The organism is Veillonella parvula (assembly GCF_024461875.1).
Classification (GTDB): Bacteria; Bacillota; Negativicutes; order Veillonellales; family Veillonellaceae; genus Veillonella; species Veillonella parvula_I.
In genome coordinates this window covers 1-1660 of sequence record NZ_JANGAL010000012.1, presented here as the reverse complement: position 1 = coordinate 1660, position 1660 = coordinate 1, and the positions used below count along the sequence as shown (strand labels likewise).

The following is a 1660-nucleotide window of genomic DNA, read 5'->3' as shown; positions in this document are numbered from 1 at the left end:
GGTGTTTTACATAATATATCAAATTGTGGCATGCTTAGCGCCGATCTTGTGTGCAATTGATATCTAGTTTCAACTACTCTATTTATCTTGTATCTTGCAGTATTCAAACACGCTAACTCGAAAAACTAACTTTAATTGTCCTGTTTGTCTCGCGTTCTTTCGAAAAATGCACCGGCCGCGCATTATTTGTACTGCGAAAATAATTGGTACTGCGGTATCTTCATTTCATATTTTAAAAATGCACCTTTGCTGCTTTTCCTTAATTTTTAGACGGCCCGCAGGTTCGTTTTGCGGTACTATCTTGTGATAAAAAGTTGTTTTGACATGTGATCTGCACAGATTTTATAATGTAATAAGCAAGAATACATTATCAAACGAACAATACTGGTAAAAGAAAACCAAAATGGACGACATTGAAACAGCCAAGAATCTGACGGTAAAAGCACGTACAGCTTATAGCGTCTGGGATGTATGTCGGCTGTTTATTGAAATGATTGCTCCTGATGTAGATATTGATATAGAGAGTAAACGTAAGTCTGATGAGCTACTCTTTCCAGGATATGTCATAAGGCCCATGGAATCTCTCACAACCGGTAGGCCGTATGGTCTTGATTCTAGCGCAGAAGATTCCAGCGTATCTTCTGACTCCAGTGCTGAGGTAATTTTGCCTGCTGCGAAGATGGTTAAGGAAAGGTTTGATTCGATTGGAAATGGTATGCTCTCTTCACAAGAAGCAAGTCAGGCTGCCATAGATTTGATGCTACAGAATAACAAGCTGTTAGACAATAGAAAGCAACTATACAAATCTATTGCTATAATAATAGGAAGATTGCCCGAGAAAGACAAGAAGAGAGCTACCGAAATGCTCATGAGAAAAATGGATTGTACACAGTTATTAGTCCCACCAGCTCCAACGGAAGAAGATGTTATGAAGCTCGTAAGCGTCGTTACCCAATTGCTTACTTTAGTTCCACCAGATCGTCAAGCTGCTTTAATAGGTGATTTATTCATCCCGGAATCTCTAAAGGATATATTCAATAGTTTCAATGAACTGGCGGCAGAGAATCGTTTACAGCAAAAAAAGAGTGAGTTGGAAGGAAGGACTGAAGTGAACCATGCTAATACAAATGAAGAAGTTCCCTCCAGGCGAACAAGAAGTAGAGACACAAATGCAAGAGGAGCATATAAATTACAAAACACCATCACTGAGGGCCCTAAAGCGGTTCCCACGAAAAAAAGGAGAGTAGCAACGAGGGTAAGGGGCAGAAAATCACGTAATACTTCTAGGGTATGATCCAATATCAAAGGAAATGATAGCATTGAAGGATGAGACTAATCCAATTGAGGAGTGGCAGCATATAGAACAGCTAAAGGGTAGTGCTGAAGGAAGCATACGATACCCCGCATGGAATGGGATAATATCACAGGAGGTACTAGACTACCTTTCATCCTACATAAATAGACGCATATAAGTACGCATTTAAGCATAAACACGCACTATGCCGTTCTTCTCATGTATATATATATACAGGCAACACGCAGATATAGGTGCGACGTGAACAGTGAGCTGTATGTGCGCAGCTCGCGTTGCATTTTCGGAAGCGCTCGTTTTCGGAAACGCTTTGAAGTTCCTATTCCGAAGTTCCTATTCTCTAGAAAG

Annotated in this window: 1 protein-coding gene; it reads left to right on the top strand. The window is 40.4% G+C overall.

What is annotated here, in order from left to right; all coding sequences use genetic code 11:
- The first annotated feature begins 403 nt into the window (after nucleotides 1-403).
- Nucleotides 404-1294: a hypothetical protein gene (locus tag NE668_RS10555; protein ID WP_022618806.1), complete on the top strand. Its 891-nt coding sequence runs from the start codon at nucleotides 404-406 to the stop codon at nucleotides 1292-1294.
- The last annotated feature ends 366 nt before the right edge of the window (nucleotides 1295-1660 follow it).